Source organism: Listeria immobilis, from assembly GCF_014322765.1.
In the GTDB taxonomy this organism is placed as follows: Bacteria; Bacillota; Bacilli; order Lactobacillales; family Listeriaceae; genus Listeria; species Listeria immobilis.
Map to the genome: position 1 here is coordinate 149,202 of NZ_JAASTZ010000006.1, position 18,144 is coordinate 167,345.

15 protein-coding genes and 1 other RNA gene are annotated in these 18,144 nt (G+C 36.8%); 14 read left to right on the forward strand and 2 right to left on the reverse strand.

The annotated features are described in order from the left end of the window. Positions 1–42 precede the first annotated feature (42 nt). The 4 genes from HCJ50_RS06310 to HCJ50_RS06325 all read left to right on the forward strand — a co-directional run bounded on the left by HCJ50_RS06310 (position 43) and on the right by HCJ50_RS06325 (position 3,561). On the forward strand, positions 43–483 hold the full coding sequence (locus HCJ50_RS06310) for an ester cyclase (protein ID WP_038408019.1): 441 nt from the start codon (positions 43–45) through the stop codon (positions 481–483). Positions 484–714: 231 nt separating this feature from the next. Continuing rightward, a complete protein-coding gene (locus tag HCJ50_RS06315; RefSeq protein ID WP_185380369.1) occupies positions 715–2,229 on the forward strand; it encodes a gluconokinase in 1,515 nt (504 codons plus the stop codon). 283 nt (positions 2,230–2,512) lie between these two features. Then, an RNA gene (gene ffs / locus HCJ50_RS06320) (signal recognition particle sRNA large type) lies at positions 2,513–2,779 on the forward strand. Positions 2,780–2,919: 140 nt separating this feature from the next. Then, positions 2,920–3,561, forward strand: a complete 642-nt coding sequence (locus HCJ50_RS06325) for a hypothetical protein (RefSeq protein WP_185347738.1) — start codon at positions 2,920–2,922, stop codon at positions 3,559–3,561. A gap of 208 nt (positions 3,562–3,769) precedes the next feature. Here the strand turns inward: HCJ50_RS06325 and HCJ50_RS06330 are convergent, their stop codons facing one another. After that, on the reverse strand, positions 3,770–3,934 hold the full coding sequence (locus tag HCJ50_RS06330; protein WP_185347842.1) for a hypothetical protein: 165 nt from the start codon (positions 3,932–3,934) through the stop codon (positions 3,770–3,772). A 444-nt stretch (positions 3,935–4,378) separates the two neighbouring features. Between HCJ50_RS06330 and HCJ50_RS06335 the strand changes: the two genes are divergently transcribed. From HCJ50_RS06335 to HCJ50_RS06370, 8 genes are all read left to right on the forward strand, one after another. Then, entirely contained in the window at positions 4,379–5,743 is a 1,365-nt protein-coding gene (locus tag HCJ50_RS06335) for a PTS sugar transporter subunit IIC (protein WP_185347736.1), read from the forward strand. A 132-nt stretch (positions 5,744–5,875) separates the two neighbouring features. After that, positions 5,876–6,097: a hypothetical protein gene (locus tag HCJ50_RS06340; RefSeq protein ID WP_185380368.1), complete on the forward strand. Its 222-nt coding sequence runs from the start codon at positions 5,876–5,878 to the stop codon at positions 6,095–6,097. 1 nt (position 6,098) lies between these two features. Next, a complete protein-coding gene (locus HCJ50_RS06345) occupies positions 6,099–6,302 on the forward strand; it encodes a DUF3188 domain-containing protein (RefSeq protein WP_185347732.1) in 204 nt (67 codons plus the stop codon). Further along, positions 6,299–6,763, forward strand: coding sequence for a DUF3284 domain-containing protein (locus HCJ50_RS06350; RefSeq protein ID WP_185347730.1), 465 nt, complete (start codon positions 6,299–6,301; stop codon positions 6,761–6,763). The genes HCJ50_RS06345 and HCJ50_RS06350 overlap by 4 nt, the downstream gene beginning before the upstream one ends. 250 nt (positions 6,764–7,013) lie before the next feature. Next, a complete protein-coding gene (dnaX, locus tag HCJ50_RS06355; RefSeq protein ID WP_185347728.1) occupies positions 7,014–8,750 on the forward strand; it encodes a DNA polymerase III subunit gamma/tau in 1,737 nt (578 codons plus the stop codon). Between the two features lie 29 nt (positions 8,751–8,779). Then, positions 8,780–9,097: a YbaB/EbfC family nucleoid-associated protein gene (locus tag HCJ50_RS06360; RefSeq protein ID WP_185347726.1), complete on the forward strand. Its 318-nt coding sequence runs from the start codon at positions 8,780–8,782 to the stop codon at positions 9,095–9,097. Positions 9,098–9,207: 110 nt separating this feature from the next. Then, complete coding sequence (gene recR / locus HCJ50_RS06365; RefSeq protein WP_185347724.1) at positions 9,208–9,804, forward strand: recombination mediator RecR; 597 nt, start codon at positions 9,208–9,210, stop codon at positions 9,802–9,804. Positions 9,805–9,818: 14 nt separating this feature from the next. Next, on the forward strand, positions 9,819–10,061 hold the full coding sequence (locus HCJ50_RS06370; RefSeq protein WP_185347722.1) for a YaaL family protein: 243 nt from the start codon (positions 9,819–9,821) through the stop codon (positions 10,059–10,061). Between the two features lie 61 nt (positions 10,062–10,122). Here the strand turns inward: HCJ50_RS06370 and HCJ50_RS06375 are convergent, their stop codons facing one another. After that, positions 10,123–10,965, reverse strand: a complete 843-nt coding sequence (locus HCJ50_RS06375; protein ID WP_185347721.1) for an aldo/keto reductase — start codon at positions 10,963–10,965, stop codon at positions 10,123–10,125. Positions 10,966–11,083: 118 nt separating this feature from the next. Between HCJ50_RS06375 and HCJ50_RS06380 the strand changes: the two genes are divergently transcribed. Further along, positions 11,084–11,524: an NUDIX hydrolase gene (locus HCJ50_RS06380; protein WP_187127534.1), complete on the forward strand. Its 441-nt coding sequence runs from the start codon at positions 11,084–11,086 to the stop codon at positions 11,522–11,524. 589 nt (positions 11,525–12,113) lie between these two features. Further along, the gene (locus HCJ50_RS06385; protein WP_185347719.1) at positions 12,114–18,122 is read left to right on the forward strand and encodes a bacterial Ig-like domain-containing protein; all 6,009 of its coding nucleotides are present in this window, start codon (positions 12,114–12,116) and stop codon (positions 18,120–18,122) included. The last annotated feature ends 22 nt before the right edge of the window (positions 18,123–18,144 follow it).

Sequence of the window (18,144 nt, forward strand, 5' to 3'; positions counted from 1 at the left end):
AGGAAAAAGCTTTTCATATTAAAAATACAAGGGGCGATATAAATGGGAAATCCAATGACAATTGAAGAGAAAAGAATGATTCCACATCTTTTCCATACGAATCTTAATAATAGAGACTTTGATAAGCAGTATGAGTTAATTACACCAGACATTATTTTCCATAAAAATGGTGCAGTGATTGAAGGCGCGGATAATTTTATCGCTACCATTCGTGCAATTGTTGACTTTTCAAATGATGCCAAAGTAGAAGACCATGAAATTTATGCGGATGATAACGTAGCAATAAGTCGCTTTAGCATATCTGGAACTTTAACAGGAGATATTACTTTCCCGAATGGAGATAGCGCAAGTAAAACGGGGAAAAAATTTAGTTATGGTGCGGTAGAGTTTTTTGAATTTAATGATGAAGGAAAAGTATATGAAATTCGTCAAATCAATGATTCTGGATTAACACCAACAACAATCGAAAATCAAGTTAAATAAAGCTGAAAAGGGGCTAAAATAAAAACATCTCAATAATAAAACGCAAGCAGGAATCTTGTATAGAACATTTTTTAATGATGCTATGCAATGATTTCTGCTTGTTTATTTTGGGTTATATCTGGCTATTCCATATAGTTTTGCATTTTTCATCAAAAATGAAGTACCCCAGCCACCAAATTTTTTTCGATTTAACGTATAATGGTAAGAAAAGCAGTTACGAGGTGAAATATTTTGACGAATAGCTCTTACATAATGGGCGTGGACATTGGAACCTCTAGCACAAAAGCAGTTCTTTTTAATGAGCAGGGAGAGGTTATCCACCGAGAAGCAATTCACTATGATTTAGTGACGGATGAAACTGGCAAGGCGGAAGAAAGTCCTACAGAAATTTTTGAAGCGGTAATTACCTCCATCCGTCACGTGATGAGTAAGATAAATAAAGCTGATTTGCGTGGAATATCGTTTAGTTCTGCCATGCATAGTTTGATTGCAGCCAAAAGTAATGGGGAACTTCTAACTGAATGTATTACCTGGGCGGACGGACGAAGCAGTGAGGCGCTCGAAAATGTTAAACGGGATAATTACCTCTTTCAACTTTACGAAGCGACAGGGACACCGATACACCCAATGAGCCCATTTGCAAAAATCTGCTGGTTAAAAGAAACAGAACCCGAGCTATTTAATCGCACGGAAAAATTTATAGATATTAAAGCTTATATTTTGTATCGTTTTTTCGGAGTGTGGGTGATGGATGAGTCTTTGGCATCTGGAACGGGGCTTTACAATATTTTAGAGCATGACTGGGAATTTGAAGCAATGGAAATTGTGAAATTAACACCAGATTTCTTTCCAAAAGTGGTTCCGGAAACGTATCAATTAACAGGCATGAAGGCGAAATATGTTGAATTTATGGGAATTCCAGATGATGTTCCACTTATTGTTGGCGGTAGTGATGGCGCACTTGCGAATATCGGAATCCAAGCGACAGGGCGCAATGATGTGACGATTACTGTTGGTACAAGTGGTGCTGTTCGAAAATTAACAAATGAATTTCAAGTGGATTCTCGCGGTCGAACATTTTGTTACGGGGCGGGTGATGGGTATTTCATCGCTGGTGGTGCAGTGAACAATGGTGGTAAAGTAGTCGAATGGGGTCTGGAACAATTTGGCTCTGAAAGTGAAATTGCCAATCGAGACTTTGCTAGTTTTATTGCCCGTATTGATGAAGTGAATCCAGGAGCAGCAGGTCTTTTATTCCAACCGTACTTACTAGGAGAGCGTGCGCCTTTTTGGACTAATGATATTCGTGGTGGCTTTGTTGGACTGACAATTAATCATACTAACGCCCATTTTATAAGAGCAATTTTAGAAGGGATTGCTTTTAATCTTGCAGAAGTATATGAGGCAGTTTCAGCTCCAGATGATATTATTTATGTAACGGGAGGAATATCCGCACACGAGCCTTGGTGTAGATTGCTTGCTGATATTTTAAACCGCGAAATTCGGGTTCCGCATACAATTGAAGGATCAAGTTTAGGCGCTGCTATTATTGGAATGCGTTCACTTGGAATATTAAAAGATCTAAATCTCCAAAAAACATTGCCAATCAAAGCTATTTATCATCCTAGTGAAAACGTAGAAAAGTATGCGGAATTGCGTTTGATTTTCACACAAGTATCAACCCAGCTAATGTCTAGCTATAGCCAATTAAATAGTTGGCAGAAGAAGTTTGAAAATAACAGCTAAATTTTCCATTTCATGATATAATCACTAAAAGAAAAGCGAAAATGTGAAGTAAGGGGGAGATGAACGTGAATAAGAAAATAGTATGGATTGCCTTAACATTAGTAGGTATTTGTGTAGTTGGAACAATAGTTGCCGCGATCATGAGTTTTTACTTACGTTAAAAAATTTCCCGAGTTTCTACTTGCACTTTTCATATGAAAAAGGTACACTAGTAATTGAGCTCTTTTCAGAGTTTAGGCTAAATATTTTTTGTTTTGCGAACTAATTATTGGTAGCAAATTTGTCGTGCTAGACGGGGAGGTAGCGGCGCCCTGTAACCCGCAATCCGCTCTAGCGGGGTTGAATTCCTCACTTGAGGCATCGTAATTGTTTGGTCTGCCCTTGACAAGTGGTGTTGAAGGTTGGGTCTTGCGCAATGAGAACCTGTGAACCATGTCAGGTCCGGAAGGAAGCAGCATTAATCAGTGCTTCTCATGTGCCGCGAGGTTGCCTGGCCCGAGCTAACTATCAGGGTAACGCAGGTGATTGCATGTCGATGTGAGGTGCGCGACACTAATTTTAAATATATTAAAAGACTATTTTGCTCAGCGCGAAGTAGTCTTTTTTAGTTAAATTGACACCTGTAATTATATAGCATAAACTGGTACAATATAAGATAAGTAATGTAATTTATAACAAAGGATGAAAATAATGCAACGGCTAAAAACAAAAAAGAAATGGCTACCAGCTTTAATTGTCGCAATTTTAATAGGTATAGTAGTCATCCTGGCAATTATGTTCGGTTTCTTCCAGCGTCAAGAAGTTTATGATAAATATGATGTAGCATATGAAATAGAAGGCGAATTATATGAAGTATTTCCAATTAGCACAACGGATATTGGTGTAGATAAAAAATCATCGGATAAACATTTCTATTTCCGAGTGAATAGTTATTATAATATCGATTATTTATTTAGATTAGCCTATAAACAATACGAAATAAATGAGCCATCTACCAATAAGTATTACTCAGGTTTAATTGATTACAGTGTTGCCGATAACGCCTACGTAACGCAGAAAGATGTCTATATGACGAAGGATGAATCGTATGCAACGTATGATTTTTTTGATAAAACTGGTAAGAAAATCTATACGTATAATCCTGAAGAAACCTCTACAGATGATTATATCGTCCGCATTAAACCAACCATTTTACAAGGCTACGAAAAAAGTGATATTGGTAGTTATGACGACTACTTAGATATTACAGCGCTATTTAAGGATAAACTTGGAATGGATGTAAACGTTCGAATAGATGATGCAAAAAACATGGTGATTTTCTCTATTAAATAAAGAAATGCCACCATATACAGTGCGCCCCTAAATTTAGACCAAAAAATCTAATTTTAGGGGCGTATTTTAATTGGCTAAATAGGATAAATTCAAGGGGGAAATAAAAAAGTCAAGCCTTCTTTAAAGGGACTTGACTCAAAATTTTTATTAAATCGTTTTCTTTTTTGCAGTTTTAAAATGACAGAGTGAATAACTAAATTCTTATAATTTAGCTTCGTTCATTCCGCTTTTCTTCATTGTTTACTGCTTCTTTTTGCAATTCCTGCTCGGTTTCTGGAACTTTTATGTCATCCGGAAAAATAATCGAAAAATGTTCTTTTTTGACTACTTTACTATTTTTAGATTCTTCCGGCATATCACGTTTAACAGCCATCATTATCACCTCGAACTATTTGTATTACTTACTCCATGCTCATTATAACACAAAACGGAATAAGGATAAATTCATTGGAACTGTGTAATGTTAGCGCTTACTTACACAGTTTTTTAGGCTATGTGTGTAAGCGTTTTTTGGGGATAAGAAAGATAGTAAATACAAGTAAGTTTGTATCCTTGGAACATTTCAATGAGTTGGCACAAAAATTGCAATAAAGTAAAGTGAATCTAAATGTAAGCCTTATCATGAAGCGGAGAGGAGGACTCCCAATATTTCACGAGGTGTGCAAAGGTTCCATCTGATTTATTTTTCGTAATGGGGATTGTGAAAAATAAAGTGAACAGATATAGCTGACTAGCTTAAAGGGGATATATACATAGAAATTATATTTGGTTTCAAGAGATGAGCGATAAATAAAAAGGAAAAATGGGAGGATATAATATGAATGGATTAACAGCATTTTTAGAAAAGTATTTTGTACCAGTAGCTGCGAAAATTGGTTCGCAAAAACATTTAGTGGCATTACGTGATGCATTTATTTCAACAATGCCAATTACAATGGCTGGCTCAATTGCGGTACTTTTAAATGCCTTTTTCAGAGATTTTCCGACTGACTGGGGATGGACAGGCTTTGTTTCAGCAATGCAACCGCTAATCGAAGTTAATGGATACGTATACAATGGGACGTTAGCGATTGTATCAATTATTTTTGCTTTTTCACTAGGTTATAATTTATCGAAAGTGTATGAGGTGGATCGTCTAGCTGGGGGGCTAGTATCACTTGCTGCTTTTGTTATGAACTTAACTGTTACTGTTAGCTTAGATGCAGTAAAAGGTGCAATTGCCGCTGCTAATGCTAATTTTGATGTAAATATGTTACCAGAAGAATTTACTGGAGTTCCAGGATTCTTTAATCTTAGCCAGGTAAATGGTACAGGTTTGTTTACTGCAATGATTTTCGGTTTTATTTCAACTATTATTTACGCGAAACTTATGCGTAGAAATATTATTATTAAAATGCCAGATACTGTTCCACCGGCAGTAAGTAAAGCATTTGCAGCGATTATTCCTGCTCTTGTGGCGCTTTATGTAGTGGGGATTATTGACTGGGCGTTCTTTAAAATTACGGATATGGATGTTATTACGTGGATTTCCAAAACAATCCAAGAACCGTTGCTTTCACTTTCGCAAGGTTACGGGGCAGTTTTACTAGTTACTTTCTTAGTGCAGCTATTATGGTTCTTCGGGATTCATGGTCCAAACGTTCTTGCACCAGTTTTAGAATCGCTATGGGGTACGGCACAACTGCAAAACATTAGTGCAGCACAAGAAGGCGTTAAATTACCATTCGAATGGGTACGTGGCTCTTTCGATGCTTATGTATGGATGGGTGGATCAGGTGGAACGCTCGTACTGATTATTGCCTTACTTATGTTCTCAAAACGAGCGGATGCGCGAACAGTGGCAAAATTATCACTGGCTCCGGGTATATTTAATATCAATGAACCAATCATGTTCGGTTTACCTATTGTATTAAATACTATCTATTTAATACCGTTTCTTATCGCACCAATGGTAATGGTTACGATTGCTTATTTTGCAACAACACTTGGGCTGGTTGAACCAGTTAAAATTGCAGTAGTTTGGGTAATGCCACCACTGCTGAATTCATTCCTAGCAACTGGAGGAGATTGGATGGCACCGGTGATTTCACTCATAAATATGGTCGTCGCTTTCTTGATTTGGGTACCATTTGTTATTACCGCAAATCGGGTTGGTGTACCAGAAGAAGAGATGAAAGCTTAGAAATAATAAGTTTCTGGCTAGGTACATTCACTTTGTATCTAGCCAGTATATCATGTAGGATTTCCTGCGCTATTTTTATTCATTGCAAGAAGCAGAAGATAAAGTTAAACTATATATAAGGAGGTTTTTTAAATGATTATTCTTAATTGCCCAATGAAACGAGATTATATTACTGAATTACTAGAAACATACGATAAAGATGGTGTGACTTTTAAAAAAATAGATGAACAAGGCATGAAATTGACATTTGAAACAAACATTGAGGATGAAGATAAAGCAGTAAAAATTGCAAAAGAAACAATTAAGGCAACGGAAATAGGTTCAGTTCTTTATTTCCAAGTTAGTGTGGGCTAAAATGAAGATTGTTAATGCACTATTTATTATTAGTATTGGTCTTATTATTATTATGTTTAGTCCTTCCTATGGAAAAGATGGAATGGCTAGTGTGCCTCTTTTAGTTACTGGTCTTGTAGTTGTTCTAATTGGCTGCCTTTTTATCGTGCTAAAAATCCGTAAAGATAAGAAAGAAAAGAATCAGAAGGAGTCGGTTAAAAAGTGAATGTAACACAGAAATTATATATATCCCAAAAGGAATGCTTTGACACAATAGTTAATTCAGCAATTTATGACGTAAAAAATGCTACGGGAAAAACAGTTCAAAGACATAAATTAGAAGGATATAAATATCAAAGAACCATGTCCAACGGGGCTCTTGCTACAACAAAAATTGTTCAAGTAAAGCCATATGAACTATACCAATTCGAAACGAGCAGCCGAGTAAATAAACATACAACCACCTATACAATTAAATCTACAAGTGAAACAACATGTGAGGTTACATATAACGAATCAATCGAAACAGAAAAAGCATTAAATAAAATGAATAATATTATTGTTGGCTTTATGTTTGGTTTTTTCCGTAAGAAACGTGTGAAAAATTTGCTAAAATCAATTGAGCTTTCGGTTATTAATGAAAGTAAGAAGAAGCAAGAGAAGTTAGCCGCTAAAAGGGAACAATAAAATCTAGAATCGGGCTTTTTCGAAAGTCGGGTTCTTTTTTTGAGGATAGCTGGGTTTAGTGTAGTAAGGCGTGGGTTTAAATTGGGTTTATAAAACAAAGTACGTTTTGAAAGTTCTGCAAAGGATTAAATCCTCGCGTTGCTCGGATCTATATTGAAGAACTAAATCAAAACAAAGTACGTTTTGAAAGTTCTTCAACATTACGTTATAATAAAACTATTAAATGGTTTTAGATAAAGGAGAGTGGCAGATGGCGTATCAGGCTTTGTATCGGGTTTTTCGGCCGCAGTCGTTTCAGGATGTTGTGGGACAGGAACATGTGACGAAAACGTTGAAGAATGCCATTGTGCAAAATAAAACATCGCATGCTTATTTATTTTCAGGGCCTCGGGGAACCGGGAAGACAAGTGCGGCGAAAATTTTTGCGAAGGCGATTAACTGTGAGCATGGTCATGACGGAGAGCCTTGCAACGAGTGTGAGGTTTGTAAAGGAACAACGGATGGTTCTATACCAGATGTTCTTGAAATTGATGCCGCTAGTAACAACGGAGTCGAGGAAATTCGAGACATTCGGGAAAAAGTAAAATATGCGCCTACTGTGGCGAAATATAAAGTATATATTATTGATGAAGTGCATATGTTATCGACGGGAGCATTTAATGCATTACTAAAAACGCTAGAAGAACCGCCGAAGCATGTCATTTTTATTTTGGCAACTACAGAGCCACACAAATTACCACTAACCATTATTTCACGTGTTCAACGATTTGATTTTAAACGAATCACAACACAAGATATTATAGGGCGTTTAGAGTTTATTTTAAAAGAAGAAAAAATTCCTTATGATGAAAAAGCATTAATGATTGTGGCGCGAGCAGCTGAAGGTGGGATGCGTGACGCACTTAGCTTACTGGATCAAGTGATTTCTTATGGGTCAGAAGAAGTTACCGTGGAAGATGCGCTTGAAATTACAGGATCAGTTGCACAAGGATTACTTACTAAACTCGTTAGTGATGCTTTCGATGGTGATGCGGCAGAAGCGATTTCCACATTGACAGCATTACTTGCAGAAGGAAAAGATCCAGTTCGTCTTGTAGAAGATTTACTTGTTTTCTTTAGAGATGTATTGCTTTATCAAAAAGCACCTAATTTGGAAGAAACACTAGAGCGAGCATTAATTGATGATGAATTTGTGACCCTTGCAAAACGAGCAGATTCATTAAAAATATATGAGTTTGTTAAAATTTTAAATACGGCACAGCAACAAATGCGTTTTTCAAATCATCCGGGCATTTATGTGGAGGTAGCACTCGTTCAGCTAACACAAGCTGGGCAAGGAGCGGCTGGGAATGTGGCGTCAGTTGAGGCAGTAGCAACTGGGGATGTATCAGATTTAAAAAAACAATTGGAGCAAATGCAACAAGAACTTCAAACATTAAAAAAACAAATTGTAAGCGGAGCGAGCGCGGGACCTGCCGAAAAACCGGCACAAAACCGAGGCGGCTCAAAAAAACAAATCAATAATGGCAAACAATTCAAAGCACCTATTGGTAAAATTAATCATGTTTTAGGAGAAGCGAAAAAAGAAAATTTACAGTTGATCAGAGGGTGTTGGGGCGAGTTATTATCTATGTTAATGGCCTCTCAAGCCGCACTTTTAAATGATGCGGAACCTGTGGCTGCATCTCTAGACACTTTTGTGTTAAAATTTAAGCATGAGATTCACTGTCAAATGGCGATGGATAATCCAAACTTTGTAGAAACTATTACGTCGAGTATTGCACGTCTTACCAAAATAAATTATACTTTTATTGGAATCCCAGAAGATCAATGGGCTGAAGTAAGAGAAAATTTCCTGCAAAGTCACGGCGGAACTGCGGATTCAGAGGAAGGTGTAAATTCAGAAGCTAGAAAACCAGCTGAAGATTCATTTGTTTCAGAAGCGACAAAACTAGTTGGTGAAGATTTGCTTGAAATTAAAGATTAAAAAACAATAGAAGAAAGAGGAGATTATTCATGCGTGGAATGGGAAATATGCAAGGTATGATGAAACAAATGCAAAAAATGCAAAAGGAAATGGCGAAAGCGCAAGCGGATTTAGAAGTACAAGAATTTACTGGAACAGCTGGGGGCGGAATAGTTACAGTAAAAGCTACTGGTAAACGCGCCATTACAGATGTGATTATAAATGAAGAAGTAGTAGATCCGGAAGATATTGAAATGCTACAAGATTTAATACTTGCTGCTACAAATGATGTACTAAAACAAATTGAAGATACAACTTCACAAACAATGGGTAAATTCACACAAGGATTAAATCTTCCTGGAATGTAATATTGTTTGATTTGAGACTCTTGGATAAATTACAAGAGTCTCAACTATTTTTTAAAAGATTGTTTCACGTGAAACATTGTGTAATTCAAAGGTGAGAGGAAGACGAGATTATGCATTATCCTGAGCCGATAACGAAATTAATGGACAGTTTTATGAAATTACCGGGTATCGGACCCAAGTCGGCAGCGAGATTAGCTTTTTATGTGCTTGATATGAAAGAAGATGATGTGTTAGATTTTGCAAAAGCATTAGTTGATGCAAAAAGAAATCTGAGCTTTTGTTCTGTTTGCGGTCATATTACTGATAAAGATCCATGTTATATTTGTGCAGATACTTCACGGGATCGTAGCGTTCTTTGTGTAGTTCAAGAATCAAAAGATGTAATTGCAATGGAAAAAATGCGCGATTTTCATGGTTTATACCACGTGCTGCATGGGACAATTTCTCCAATGGATGGGATTGGACCAGAAGATATTAATATTCCAGATTTACTTAAACGTTTGCAAGATGATACGATTGAGGAAGTTATTTTAGCGACAAACCCCAATGTAGAAGGGGAAGCTACTGCAATGTATATTTCCAGACTCTTAAAACCATCTGGTATAAAAATAACTAGAATAGCGCACGGTCTTCCAGTTGGCGGAGATCTTGAATACGCTGATGAAGTAACGCTTTCCAAAGCAATGGAAGGACGCAGAGAAGTCTAAACCGAGGTGATAAAATGGAGTCTAGAAGTAATAAGTTTGGCCGAAAAAAAGAAAAGAAAATTGGAAAGTTACACAAAACCTATGATGCTTATCTAATGGAGTTAATTGAAGTTACACAAGAAAACTGGCATAAACAAAAAGTGCTATTGCGTAAAAGCTTCGAATACGACCCAAATTTAGAATATGAGGAAAAAAAGGCGGAAGCTCGCTATTTTTATCTTTTCAAAGAAGCTCGGAAAAGACAAATGAAGAAATAAATATAAAAAATCTACTAAGCCATTTGGGATAGTAGATTTTTTTATTTGAAGTTAAGAGTAGCTATACTTCCGAGCGAATGTACATTACATCTGGCGCATGGCTTACGCGTTCACCAGTGTTTAAACGATCCAATTGATGCATATCTTTATCATCTAATGCAAAATCATAAATAGCGGCATTTTCTTTTATTCTTGCAGGAGTTTCTGATTTAGGAATAATTGAAATATCATTTTGCAAATGCCAACGAAGCACGATTTGAGCAGGTGTTTTTCCGTGTTTTTGTCCTAAATTAATTAAAGTAGGTTCTTTTAAAACACTACCTCGACCAAGCGGGCTCCATGCTTGATGCACAATATGAAGTTCCTCTAAATAGCGGTGTAGCAAGTGATTTGGAAAGTATGGATGGGTTTCAACTTGGTCTATAACAGGAAGCACATTTGCGTTTTTGCGAAGACGATCTAAGTGATGCGCTTCAAAATTACTTACACCAATTGCACGAACAAGCCCTTCATCATATAATTTTTCAACTGCACGCCATGTCTCGAAAAAAGTATCCTGTTTTGGCCAGTGGACTAAATATAAATCAACTTGATCTAATTGTAATTTTTTCTGTGACTGCTCAAAAGCACGAAGCGTCTCATCATAACCCTGCTCGTTGTTCCACATTTTCGTAGTGACAAAAAAATCATTTCGGTTTAAGCCGCTTGATTGAAAAAAATCCCCCAATTGTTTTTCGTTGTGGTAAAAAGATGCGGTATCAAATAAACGATACCCAACCTCCGCCGCTGTTTCAAGAGCAGTGCGCATCCGTTTTTCATCGGTTAGTTTATAAACTCCAAAACCGTGTTTAGGCATTTCAATTCCGTTGTTCAGTCTGTACGTATCAGAGAAAGAAAGTGTCATTTAAATTACCTCCTACTTAGTTTATTAATTTAAGCATACCAGAAAATGATAGATTTCTGTATAATGAAGGGGAGATTTAGTGGGTTTTAATAATTTAGTGAAAAATATAGGAGGAATTATGAGGCAACCATTTCAAGTGTTAGTCATTCCATGTGTTCAAAGAAAACAGGAGTATTTATTTGGTGTCTTTTTAAGAACAGATATGAATGTTTGGCAATTTATCGCAGGTGGCGGGGAAGACGAAGAAATTCCTATAGAAACAGCTATCAGAGAAAGTAGAGAAGAATTAAATCTACAACTGGATTTTACGATGCTTCCGCTAGATTCTCTGGCATATACTCCGGGTATCTATTGCGGATTTAATACACCCTATGTCATCCCCGAATATTGTTTTGCAACCAATTTAACAAAATTTAGTCATAATATAAAAATATCTCCAGAGCATATGGAATTCCAATGGCTCTCATACGAGGACGCTCTCGATTTATTGGAGTGGGATAGTAATAAAACAGCTCTTTATGAACTGAATGCACGGCAAGAAGCGAGGCAACAACAGTAAAGAACACTCAAAAAACGTATTTATATTTTTCCTTTGAAAAGCCCAAGATAGAGGGCTTTTTTATTTGTTTAGCAAATTTTGCTTTAAAAATGTTGGCAGGCCTTGGTAAATCTGCTTTATTAAGAAGCATTTATGGACAAGACACAATATGGAAACAATATGGTTTTTTTTTGTAAAAATTACACAATTACTTATTAAATGTAAGTGCTATACTATTCATTGAAAAGCCCAAAATGGAGGGACTTTTTTTAATTTATTTAGCGAATTATGCTTAAAAAATGTTGGAAGACCTTGGTAAATCCGCTTTATAAGAAGCATTTATGGACAAGACACAATATGGAAACAATTTAGCCGTTTTTTTGTAAAAAACACACACTGGCTTATTAAATGTAAGTGTTATACTGTCCATTGAACTAGATATACATTAGGGTATTTCTGGTAAACGTTAGGTGCGTTTTCAAGGGTAAGCTAATCTTTTTTGTGGGGGGAATAACTAAATTTGAAGAGGATTACCAAGGGCTGGTAAGCAGATGCAACTAAATATATATTTCATGCTAAACAAATCTAATAATTTTGAAGGAGCGTATTTATGAAGAGAAAAAAACCGATACATCGTTATTTAGTGTCGCTAATGGCAATTTTCCTAGTATTAGGTCAATTCAACTTGGCAACAATTAGCGCGTTTGCTAAAGAAAATAGTAACGAAGAACTTTCTTATGAAGTTAAGTCTGAACTCTCAAGCGATAAAAAGTCTGCTGATTTGAGTCTTAAAGTAACACCTGCAAATGAACAGGTGGAAATTCTAACTATCGAAACACCAGATGGTAAGAAAACAGAAGGTGAAGAAGCAAACTATAAAGCTGAAAAAAATGGTAACACAGACTTTTTAGTTACCTATAAAAATACAAGTACAGAAAAAGCAGAAACTAAAACATATACAGCTTCATATGATGTAACTGGAATTGTTTCTGATGATACAAGTAAAACAACAGAACCAAAAACACAAGCTGCTCCTGTAAAAGAAACAGTGAAAGCAGAACCAGCAACTCAACTTGCAGCTGGTGAGGCAAATGTTAGTCTAAGTATCCCAGATTATGACCAAACAGCTTGGGCTAATGGTGATATTAAAGAAGTAACAGCAACAGTGGAGTTTGGAGATAGTACTTCTACAGGAAAAAAAGTGAATTTCACTCTACCTGATGGAATGCGTTTTGTCACCGTTCCAGTACCAAGTAATTATCAAGCTACTTCTAATGTAGATTCAAGCATTTTGAGTTATTTAGGTGCAAGCGATCCACTAAGTGTAGCAATTACTTCTGCTACAGTACCTGACCTTGAAACAACTTATAATAAAGCAACTTTTGGTACAGTTAGCTATGACCTAGATAAAGGAACAGAAAAAGCAAGTTTTACATTCTCTGTTCGTTTAGATGCAGCAAAATACTATGGTGCAACAGATTTGAAAACACCAATTAAAGCAGATGCTTTCGTAAACGGAGATACTACACCAGTTTCTTCAGCTGAACAATCGATTCATGCAGAAGGAAATAAAGTAGTTGGTTATGCGAATCAAGACCACGTAAAAACGATGTTCCGTAATTGGTATGATTCGAAATGGCTAAAAGAAGTAACCGCAAGTTCTGGTTCATATGAATCCTATAATTATACAAAACCTTATTCTGTAGTTAATGCCTTGAACCAACAAGATGCTCGTGGTGCGCGTGTTTTCATGGCAAAACATGTAACAACAACACTTTATTATCCAGCAGGTATGGAATTTGTCGGCGTTGCTGATAGTAATGGTAATTTATCCCCAAGCAATGCTAACAAAACCATTACGAACTATCCTGAAGAAAATAAAGTAGTGATTGAATTTGATCAACTGAATTATAATGGGGTAAATGATGCAGTATACTCCGTGAAATATAAAGTACCAGAAGGAACGCCAGCTGGAACTTATACAGCTGCTAAAGCTCCACATGCCGTAATTACCACTTATGATGGGGAAGTATTTGAGTCAGATGCATTAACAAGAGATGCATCGGATCTAACTACAGTAGCAGATTTAGACAACTGTGTAGTAGTAGACCCTGGCGAAAACAAAATGAATTTAGTTGCCAATGATGGAAGTCTCAACCCAGATAATGAAACATGGGCTGGTAGTATTAGAATTGATAATAAACAAATTGCCGGTGTAAAAACGGATCAAATGTATCAAATTGAATTTGATCCAAATTGGGAAGCTTATATGGTAAATCTACCATTTGATAGCACCATGCCAGATAATGAAATAACTGGTGTCTTGTATAAAACTAATTTAGATAGCGACTATAGACCGTACACAGGAGCACTTACTAAAAACAACAACCAATCCTATAGATTAGATGCACAGGCAGCAGGACTTAAGGATGGCGAGTATTTCACAGCAGTAAGAGCAAACGTAGGTGCTTTCTCACCAGGTTATGTTAGCTCAGAAGGTTCTGCTATTTATCGCTGGAACTCCACAACTTCTTATGGTAAGGCTAAACCAGGTATTACTTCAGTTAAATTTACAGGATCTGTTTGGGCTACTGGTCATCAGGATACAACGAAATCCACTGGCGTATCCACGTACAGTGTTCCTGATACAACTACCTCTGCTGCAGATGGGACAGCTACTTTCTATAATACAGACGGTACAGCTATCCAAACAGCAAAAGCTGGGGATACTGTAAGTACTAAAGCAACATTATCCTTAAATGATTATCCATTTGGAACAGCAACTGTACTCAATAACCCAGATGTATATTTACAAGAAATAGACGGTACAACGATTAAACCTTCCACGATTAAACTTACTGACCAAGATGGAAATAATGTTGATTTCACTGTCAAACAAGAAACAGCAAGTAATGGTAACAAAGTATATGTATTGAAAACAACCAATGCAACTGTGGGTGCATATGTTGGCTACCCAACGAAAAAACAATATTTAAATCTAAGTTATGATACAGTCTTTGATCTTACAATAGATAGCACAATTAGTATGGATGCAAAAGATGTCATTGCTTGGGGCGGACCAGATGTTGCTTCTGCAGTATCTTATAACAGCTTCGATGATATGGGTATAGACATCAACCAAAATGGTGTAACAGATGAGAAATTACTTTCTGTTCAAGCTAGTCCACTAAATATTTCCAAACAAGATACTGTAGTAGTTCAAACATTCTTAAGTCTAGCTGGAGAAGGGGCTAAAGATCCGTATGTAGAAGGAGAAGACAGCACAGTTTCTTACTTCACTCCTGGAACGGATGCAGATTACACGGTTCAAATTACAAATACAGCCAGCAGTGCAGCTAATACTTTTGAACTTTATATTCCAATTCCAAAAACAGGTCAGAATTTTGGACCACAATTCCAAGATGCAGCTTTCAATTGGGATATGAAATTGAGTGGAGCATTACCATTAACTACAGATCAACAAGCACAATTTGAAGTTGGTTATGCAACGGCAGCAACAGCGGACGACTATGAATCAGCAGGACTTTACACGGATACAGTGTCCGATTTCAGTAAAGTAAATATGGTTCGCATCAAAGTGAAAACGCAAATTAATGCAGGCGAAACACAAACATTCGAAGTACCACTAAATGTAGATGAAACATTTGACTCAGCTACATCTGATAATAAAATCGGTGAACGGGACGTTTATAACCCTTACTACCGTGTAGTTACCAATACTTTCTCTGGTTCTCTATCAGGAACAAAAGTAGGTGCGGAACTTGTTATTGGTGAAGTATCAGGAACATTATTTAATGATAAAGATGCTAATGGAATTTATGAAGGTGCACAAGGCGATACAGCACTTGCAGGCGAAACTGTAGAGCTTTACAAATGGAATGAAGCTACTTCTAGTTATGAGCCAGCAACATATAATGGTGCCAATGTGACAACCAAAACGGATGCCAATGGTTCATATAAATTTGATTACAATGATGGCGTTGGTTATGGAACTTATGCGGTGAAATTCCCAGACAAAGCAGGTTATCAATATTCACCAAATGGTAAAGGTAACGATGGTTCTATTGATAGTGATGTAGTAGCTAGTGGAGCTGATAAAGGTTGGGTTAAAGGAATTGATTCCACTATCCCAGAATCCCAATATATCAATGCTGGATACTATGACTACACACCAGATCAAGATTTAAAAGTGAATTTAAATGAAAAATTAGTACAAGCAGGAAATAGTTTAGAAATCACCTTGCCAAAAGTTGCTTCTACAAGCGGACAAGCGGCAGAAGACACAATCGAACCAGAATTCTTCAACAATATCCAAGCAAGCACAGATGGATATAAATGGACAGTTGCTGATTCAAGTGTAGCTACAGTACAAACACAAAGTGATGGTTCTGCAGCGGTTGTCGGCGTTTCTGCTGGCGATAAAACCATTGCGGCAACTGATTTAACAATTGCACTTCAAGACATTTTCGGAACAACACAAAGTTCCACAGCACCAGTATATGTAACAGCACCAGGTGGAACAGTTACACAAAAAGATGGTTATACAATGGGTGCTACTGATTTCAATATGACTTACAAAGATTCCGTTGCATTAACAGACACACAATCGATGGATCTAGGTAAGACTGCAGCGTTTGAAGAAGTGAAAAGTGGTGTAAACTCTAGCGCTGAAGACCGTACAAGTTTAGTGGAAGTAAATCAAACACAATTAGATGCTATTAAAAATGGTCCAAATACAGGCGGAACATATCCATTAACATATACGTTAACTAAAGATGGCAAAACTACCGAAGTAACCATTCAAGTAACTGTTGCAGCTGACTTAACTGCAGTTAATGCCCATGATTCTACTATTTATGTAGGTGATACATGGACAGCAGAAGACAACTTTGACAGTGCGCTAAATAAAGCTGGTGAAACAGTAACATTTGCAGATGTCACAGTTTCAGGAACGGTTGACACAAATGTTGCCGGAACATACCCAGTAACTTACTCTTATAATGGCGTTTCTAAAACAATTAACGTAACAGTCAAGGATAAACAAAGTGCCATCAATGCCCATGATTCAACAATCTATACTGGAGATACATGGACAGCAGAAGACAACTTTGATAGTGCTTTAGACAAAGATGGAAATCCGATAGACTTTGCAGATATCACAGTTTCAGGAACAGTTGATACTACTAAAGCTGGAACATACGACGTCACTTACACACATGACGGAGTATCTACAGTCGTTACCGTTACTGTCAAAGAAAACAAAGAAGGTATCAGCGCGCATGACTCTTCTATTTATGTGGGAGATGCATGGACAGCAAAAGATAATTTCGATAGTGCTTTTGATAAAGATGGTAATGCAGTAACATTTGATGACGTTACTGTTACAGAAAAACCAACCGTAGATAATAATAAAGCCGGTGCTTATGAAGTAACTTACACTTATGGCAAAGTATCTAAAACAATCACGGTAACAGTGAAAGATATCCAAACAGCTGTTAATGCACATGACTCCGCTATTTATATTAATGATAGCTGGAGTGCAGAGGACAACTTCGATAGCGTACTAGATAAGGATGGCAACACAATAGCATTTGCTGATGTAGATGTGAGTGGCACTGTAGATACCGATAAAGCCGGCGTTTACCCAGTAACTTACACTTATGATGGCGTTTCAACAACAATCAATGTCACTGTAAAAGATCCATCAACAGCAGTTATGGCTCATGATTCGGTCATTTATGCAGGTGATAAATGGAGTGCAGAAGACAACTTTGATAGTGCAACAGATAAAGCTGGCAATAAAGTTGATTTCAAAGATATTAAAGTAACAGGTGCTTCCAAAGTGGATGTGAATACGCCAGGTGTATATCAAGTGACTTATAGCTATGATGGCGTTTCAACAACAATCAATGTCACTGTAGAACCAAGACAAACTACCGTGAAAGCACATGATAGTACCATTTATGCAGGTGATAAATGGAGTGCACAAGATAACTTCGATAGTGCAGTGAACAAAAAAGGCAATAAAGTAGCCTTTGCAGATGTAACTGTCACTGGAAAAGTAGATCCAAATACTGCTGGAACTTATGAAATCAGCTATAGTTATGACGGTGTAAAAACAGTTGTACATGTGACTGTACTAGAAAACAAAGCACAAATCACTGTTAAAGACAGCGTTATTCAAAAAGGTGATAAATGGAGTGCGAAAGACAACTTCATTAATGCAATAAATAGAGATGGAGAAGCTATTCCATTCTCTAAAGTAACAACAAGCGGTACAGTTAATACAGATAAAGTAGGGACATATAAAGTTGTTTACACTTATGATCCAAATGAAGGAACAGCAGATGCTGGTAAAGAACTACTTTCTGTTACAGCAACCATTCGTGTAGAAGCGAAAGATGCAAGTTCAGACAATCCAAATATTAATATTAATAATAATGATCAAAACTCCCACAAAGCAACATATCTAGAAGCAAAACCACTACCAAAAACTGGTGACCAAACAAACCTATGGACAGTTTGGGCTGGTGTTGCGTTACTAGGACTTGGCGTGCTTTTATGGGCAACAACAAGAAGAAGAAAAAGACATCAATAATTAAATAGTAGAACGAAGAAAA

What these genes read in the sequence shown, in the direction of transcription:
- HCJ50_RS06360 (WP_185347726.1), top strand. Translation starts at nt 8,780, where the DNA reads ATGCGTGGAATGGGAAATATGCAAGGTATGATGAAACAAATGCAAAAA.
- HCJ50_RS06335 (WP_185347736.1), top strand. Translation starts at nt 4,379, where the DNA reads ATGAATGGATTAACAGCATTTTTAGAAAAGTATTTTGTACCAGTAGCT.
- HCJ50_RS06385 (WP_185347719.1), top strand. Translation starts at nt 12,114, where the DNA reads ATGAAGAGAAAAAAACCGATACATCGTTATTTAGTGTCGCTAATGGCA.
- dnaX (WP_185347728.1), top strand. Translation starts at nt 7,014, where the DNA reads ATGGCGTATCAGGCTTTGTATCGGGTTTTTCGGCCGCAGTCGTTTCAG.
- HCJ50_RS06345 (WP_185347732.1), top strand. Translation starts at nt 6,099, where the DNA reads ATGAAGATTGTTAATGCACTATTTATTATTAGTATTGGTCTTATTATT.
- HCJ50_RS06310 (WP_038408019.1), top strand. Translation starts at nt 43, where the DNA reads ATGGGAAATCCAATGACAATTGAAGAGAAAAGAATGATTCCACATCTT.
- HCJ50_RS06380 (WP_187127534.1), top strand. Translation starts at nt 11,084, where the DNA reads ATGAGGCAACCATTTCAAGTGTTAGTCATTCCATGTGTTCAAAGAAAA.
- HCJ50_RS06330 (WP_185347842.1), bottom strand. Translation starts at nt 3,934, where the DNA reads ATGGCTGTTAAACGTGATATGCCGGAAGAATCTAAAAATAGTAAAGTA.
- recR (WP_185347724.1), top strand. Translation starts at nt 9,208, where the DNA reads ATGCATTATCCTGAGCCGATAACGAAATTAATGGACAGTTTTATGAAA.
- HCJ50_RS06340 (WP_185380368.1), top strand. Translation starts at nt 5,876, where the DNA reads ATGATTATTCTTAATTGCCCAATGAAACGAGATTATATTACTGAATTA.
- HCJ50_RS06375 (WP_185347721.1), bottom strand. Translation starts at nt 10,965, where the DNA reads ATGACACTTTCTTTCTCTGATACGTACAGACTGAACAACGGAATTGAA.
- HCJ50_RS06325 (WP_185347738.1), top strand. Translation starts at nt 2,920, where the DNA reads ATGCAACGGCTAAAAACAAAAAAGAAATGGCTACCAGCTTTAATTGTC.
- HCJ50_RS06370 (WP_185347722.1), top strand. Translation starts at nt 9,819, where the DNA reads ATGGAGTCTAGAAGTAATAAGTTTGGCCGAAAAAAAGAAAAGAAAATT.